We start from the raw sequence: 6266 nt of genomic DNA, 5'->3' as shown, positions 1-6266 counted from the left end.
GCTTAGTTCCACTAAGCGAATTGGTAGAGTCTGCTTACGCAAGGTATTGAACCGCCGTGTACGGAACCGTACGCACGGTGGTGTGAGAGGTCGACTAGTCAAATAATGGCTAGTCTCCTACTCGATTTCTATTTGCAATCTTTTTACGAACAAATGTTTGAGTTTTGTGTTATACTTACAAAAGGTAAATACAACATTATTGAGGAGAGAAAGTTATATATGGCTCAAAAAAATATAATCGTAAAAGGCGCAAGAACACATAACTTAAAGAATCTCGATGTAGAAATTCCTAGAGATAAATTAGTGGTTATGACTGGTTTATCTGGTTCAGGAAAAAGCTCGTTAGCTTTTGATACCTTATATGCCGAAGGACAAAGACGATATGTAGAAAGTTTATCTGCATATGCTAGACAGTTTTTAGGACAAATGGATAAACCAGATGTAGATTCTATTGAAGGTTTGAGCCCAGCAATCTCAATTGACCAAAAAACAACCAGTCAAAATCCACGTTCTACTGTCGGAACAGCAACAGAAATTAACGACTACTTAAGACTTCTATATGCTCGAGTGGGGACACCTTATTGTCCAAATCACGATATTCCAATCGAACGACAAAGCCCAGAGCAAATGGTAGATCGAATCTTAGAATTACCAGACAGAACACGTATCCAAATTCTATCACCTGCTGTGCGTGACAAACGGGGACAACACAAGAAATTATTAGAAAGAATAAGCAAGGATGGCTATATCCGTGTGCGTGTTGATGGGGAAATCTATGATGTATCAGAGGTTCCCGAATTAGAAAAGAATAAAAAACATACGATTGAAGTGGTTGTTGACCGTATAGCTATTAAAGATGGCGTGAGATCACGTTTATTTGATTCAGTTGAACAAGCACTTTTATTCTCTGAAGGTTACATGGTTATTGATGTTATCGGGGAAGAAGAAATGTACTTTAATGAACATTTTGCTTGTCCGTTTTGTGATTTCTCCATCGATGAATTAGAACCTAGACTTTTTTCTTTCAACGCACCATTTGGTGCTTGTCCAAGTTGTGATGGTTTAGGCTCACGTTTAACAGTCGATGAAGAATTGATTATTCCGGATGATAGCTTAAGCATCGAAGAAGGTGTTTTTGCACCTTGGAATCCAATTAGTTCAAATTATTATCCATCAATGATCGATCAATTTTCAAAACAAAATAATATTCCAACGGATGTTCCATATAAAGGTTTAACCAGTGAACAACAAGAAGTGTTAAAATACGGAGATCCGGACGCAACTTTTTCGTTCACATTCAAAACAATGCGAGGCGAAACGAAGACGACGGAGAATACGTTTGAAGGTGTCTTTAATAATGTTCAAAGACGTTATAATGACACAAATTCTGACTACACGCGTGATGTTATGCGAGAATATATGCATGAATTAACGTGTCCAACATGTAAAGGTACTCGCTTAAATGAAGAAGCCTTATCCGTTCGTGTATCAGACAAAAACATCGCCGAAGTAACAGCAATGTCAATTGGTGATGCTAAAAAACACTTTGAAACTATTGACTTCTCAGTGACTGATACGATGATTGCCGATCCAATCATTAAGGAAATCGATGATCGATTGACTTTCTTAAATGAAGTGGGACTGGATTATTTAACAATGAGTCGAGTAGCAGGTTCACTCTCAGGTGGAGAGTCGCAACGGATCCGTCTAGCGACACAAATTGGTTCGAACTTAAGTGGGGTATTATATATCCTGGATGAACCTTCAATTGGTTTACATCAGAGAGATAATGCTCGTTTAATTCAATCATTACAAAGAATGCGTGATTTAGGTAATACGCTCGTTGTTGTTGAACATGATGAAGAAACAATGATGGCTGCAGATTACTTAATTGATATTGGGCCAGGTGCCGGTGAATTAGGCGGAGAAATTGTTTCTATTGGAACGCCTGAAGAAGTTCAAGCTGATGAGAATTCTCTAACAGGTAAATACCTATCTGGAAAAGAAAAAATTGAAGTGCCTAAAACTCGACGCAATGAAGATAAAGGTTGGGTAACAGTCAAAGGAGCAGAAGAAAATAATCTGCAAAATGTTGAAGCGTCTTTCCCAATCGGGCGATTCACTTGTGTTACTGGAGTGTCTGGTTCAGGTAAAAGTAGTTTAGTGAACAGCATTTTAAAAATTGCATTAGCAAAACGCTTAACAAGTACAAAAGAACGACCAGGTAAATTCGAATCCATAGAGGGCTTTGAAGGGCTTGAAAAAGTCATTGATATTGATCAAAGTCCAATTGGACGTACACCAAGAAGTAACCCTGCAACATATACTAGTGTATTCGATGACATTCGCGGGTTATTTGCTCAAACAAATGAAGCGAAGATACGTGGATATGATAAAGGCCGTTTTAGTTTTAACGTTAAGGGCGGACGATGTGAAGCATGTAAAGGTGGCGGAATTAAGCAAATCGAGATGCATTTCCTTCCAGATGTGTATGTTCCATGTGAAGTTTGTCATGGAACGCGCTATAATTCAGAAACACTTGAAATCAAATATAAAGGGAAATCAATTTCAGATGTGTTAGATATGACGATTGATAAAGCTTTAGTATACTTTGATGCGATTCCGAAAATCAAACGCAAAATCCAAACCTTAGTCGATGTTGGTTTAGGTTACGTGCGATTGGGACAATCAGCGACAACTTTATCTGGTGGTGAAGCACAAAGAATGAAGCTTGCCTCTGAACTACAACGTGTTTCAACAGGAGATACATTCTATATCTTAGATGAGCCAACGACTGGTTTACACGCACATGATATTAAGAAATTACTTACAGTATTGAATCGCTTAGTAGATGCAGGTAATACCGTCGTTGTGATTGAGCATAACTTAGATGTTATTAAGACAGCTGACTACATTATCGATATGGGTCCTGAAGGGGGGATCCGTGGTGGAGAAGTCATCGCTACCGGAACTCCTGAAGAAGTGGCTGAAGTTGAAGGCAGCTTTACAGGACAATATTTAAAATACGTCATGGATAAAGATAAATAATCGAAATGATTGAGGCGTTCAACAATGTCCTCATATCAAGAACCCAACCTAGTGGTGGCACTACCACTAGGTTGGGCTTTTTTATGCGGAGATTCGAACTTTTAGAAGCCTCCCATTTTTATGACTAGCTGAATTCACTTAATCTTCTTTGAACAAGTGACTCGAGGAATTCGCTTTGTTATACTATAAAAGATAGAACGAAATTGGAAACGTTACACATATAAAAGGGAGTGGTAAGCTTTGAATCATGCAGAAATAATTATCGTTGGCTCATCCTTTGCTGGAGTATCGTCTGCCTTGACAGCTAGGCAATTATATCCCAATAAACGAGTACTCATCATTGAGAAAGAAGGAAATATTGGACATATCCCCAGTAGTTTAAATTTATTGTTAAAAGAAGAATTAAAACATTTAAGTGATAAAACATTTATTAACGAAGAACAATTAGAAGCTAGTGGGGTTGAGTTATTACTAAACAATGAAGTATTAGATATTGATTTGGCAAATAAATCACTCTTAGTAGAAGATGAAAATACACATGAAAGTTATCGCTATGACAAGCTGATTTTGGCTATGGGCTCAAGTCCAATTTCAGAACGTATTTTGGGTTCAAATCATCCTCAAGTGTTAACGACGAAAACGTTAGAAGCGAGTAAGAAGGCCTTACAGGAAATTGAAGGGGCAGAACGGATTCTCATTGCTGGTGGAGGGCAAATTGGTCTTGAAGCAGCGGATGCTTTCAAGCAAGTTGCTAAAAATGTGACCATAGTTGAAGCTTCTGATCAACTGGCTTTCAAATATTTCGACTCAGATATGACTCAATTATTAGAGGAAAAAATACAAGAAAGTGGCATCAACGTGATTAAAGGACATTATGTCGAAAGCATTCACTCACAGGATACAGAATTAAACGTTATATTATCACAAGATATTGAAATACTGACAGACCATGTGATGCTCGCTGTGAATTTCCGTCCCAATACAAAGTTAATTGAAGATCAAGTTCATTGCCATTTAGATAAAACAATCGAAGTGGATGAATATTTACAGACGAGTATGGCTGATGTGTTTGCAGTGGGGGATTTAATTCGAGCGCCTTATGCTTATACAGAGACAGATTATTATTTACCATTAGTGAACCATGCCTATCTTAGCGGGAAAATTGCGGCGATGAATCTCTATCAAAAAACAAGCACCGTGCCCCAATCTTTACGAGTGACCGGAAGTCAATTATTCGGCTTATACATGGTCAGTGTGGGCTTAACAGAGCAAGAAGCTGCATTGTTTTATCCAATTGAAACAACGATGCTTGAGAAAGAATTATCAAAAGAAAATCCATCTCAGATAACGGTTAAACTCATCACAAAGAAAGAAACAGGACAGTTGATTGGAGCGCAAGTTTATTCACAAAGTGATATTTTAACTCTGGCTGATTTACTCGCGATTTCGATAAATGCACAAATGACAGATGAAGCACTGGCTTTTCAAGATCGACTTTTTTATAGAGGAGAATTTTCAATGAGTGAGTGTATTTATGCTTGTGCCTTAAAGAGCTATCAAAAGCGTATGAGTGAGGTGTTTTTAGATGGTAATTGAAGATTTATTTGAGAAACGTGAGCGTGGCCTATGGGTTCTATTATCTACATTAATTAATCATTCGACGGATCTCGAAATTAAAGAGGCAATGGCGCAAACAGCCTTGTCGAAAGTGACTTTATTAAAATACGTCGAAGATTTGAATGAATTAGCCGATTCACAAGGTTTTCCATTATGTATTCAGCTCATCAATGACCGCCTAGGATTAAACTTGGGACCACATGTTACAAAGCAAGATATCGTGCAACTATTCTTACCTTATTCTTTAAAATATCAGATTCTGGACTATTTATTTAAAGTCGAAGAGTATACGGTTCAAAAGCTATCACAAGAATTACTCATTAGTGAAGCGACGTTTCACCGTCAATTAGTTTCTTTGAATGTATTACTAGAAGAATTTTATTTAGCCGTTCGAAGTGGGCGTATTAGGGGGCCTGAACATCAGATTCGCTATTTTTACTTTCGTTTATATACTCTAGTCGAACCTAAAAAACGATTAAGTAAATTAGCACAATCAAAAGAAAGTCAACAAGTGATTCGTTCTTTTCAACAGCTTTGGGGGCAGGATACTTTTGTGGATAGAGAAGCAGAAATAGGTTTATGGCTCATGATAACGCGTCAAAGAATGGGCGTTAAATATAAGGATTTTAGCGCTTTAAAAGAGTTGATGAAACCTTATTATTCACATCGTTTCTATCAACAAATTCGACAGAACACGCTAGTATTTTTAAGTCGCTATGCCCTAGAAAGTGAAGAGGAAGAGGCTATGTGTCAGTTTATGTTTATGACAACAATGTCTATTCTACCTGCATTTGTCATGGAAAGAAGTTTAGGTTACGGTGGGCCAGTTAGTGAGGCGACAACAACGGGCTTGCAATATATTCGCTCAACGGTTTCAAGCCAAGAAAATCTAAATGAACAAGGAATGTATTCATTAAACCAAATACTTGGGAGATTATACTTCTTTAAAGGTGCAATTATTGAACGTAGCATTGATTATGAGTTAGATCGATCACTCATTAAACATGGCATGAATCTAGAAAATGAAGACCTAGCGATCCCCTTACTTGAGGATGTCATCACAAATATCTATCACTACGACCAAAAAGAATTAGGTGATGCTTATAAGGAGGCAGAATGGACCTTAACAGAAGTGCTGTCTTATGTTGTTTACCAGATGCCTATGACAATAAGTATCGGGCTAGACCTTATTGGTGATGAAACAGAAAAATTACCGATACTATCAGTCATGCGTCAAAGGCTTGAGGTCAATCGTTTAGTAAGTGTGGAAATATATGACAAAAGAAAATACTTTAATTTAATTGTCTCTAATGCTTATGACAGAGATTATCCGGTTCCCTACTATTACCTCAAAGGCTTGCCAAATCACTTTGATATGAGACAATTAGAAATCATCATTCAAAGATTATTTAATAGCGAAAATTAATTATTATTTGAAACACTGACTTTAATTCTTGAAGCCAGTGTTTCATCTTTTTTGGACAGCGCTCTCATTTTTTTAAATAATTCTAAAAAACGCGATAGTTACAAATTAACTTTAAGAGATACAATATAATCACAAAGAAAGCGATTTCTAAACATAAATAATAATTGCTTACAGA

At 37.1% G+C, this 6266-nt stretch carries 3 protein-coding genes; all 3 read left to right on the top strand.

Annotated features, from left to right (window positions below; translation table 11 throughout):
* Positions 1-219 precede the first annotated feature (219 nt).
* Complete coding sequence (uvrA, locus tag ACEN31_RS06870; protein ID WP_407089462.1) at positions 220-3048, top strand: excinuclease ABC subunit UvrA; 2829 nt, start codon at positions 220-222, stop codon at positions 3046-3048.
* Positions 3049-3288: 240 nt separating this feature from the next.
* The gene (locus ACEN31_RS06865; protein WP_407089463.1) at positions 3289-4644 is read left to right on the top strand and encodes an FAD-dependent oxidoreductase; all 1356 of its coding nucleotides are present in this window, start codon (positions 3289-3291) and stop codon (positions 4642-4644) included.
* Entirely contained in the window at positions 4634-6091 is a 1458-nt protein-coding gene (locus ACEN31_RS06860; RefSeq protein WP_407093960.1) for a helix-turn-helix domain-containing protein, read from the top strand. Before ACEN31_RS06865 ends, ACEN31_RS06860 begins: the two co-directional genes overlap by 11 nt.
* Positions 6092-6266 lie beyond the last annotated feature (175 nt).

The organism is Ruoffia sp. FAM 26255 (genome assembly GCF_045528525.1).
Taxonomy (GTDB): Bacteria; Bacillota; Bacilli; order Lactobacillales; family Aerococcaceae; genus Ruoffia; species Ruoffia tabacinasalis.
This window is presented reverse-complemented; position numbering and strand designations above follow the sequence as displayed.

Bases quoted from the DNA above. Each gene is read 5' to 3' on its own strand.
- uvrA (WP_407089462.1), top strand. From the start codon at position 220: ATGGCTCAAAAAAATATAATCGTAAAAGGCGCAAGAACACATAACTTA.
- ACEN31_RS06860 (WP_407093960.1), top strand. From the start codon at position 4,634: ATGGTAATTGAAGATTTATTTGAGAAACGTGAGCGTGGCCTATGGGTT.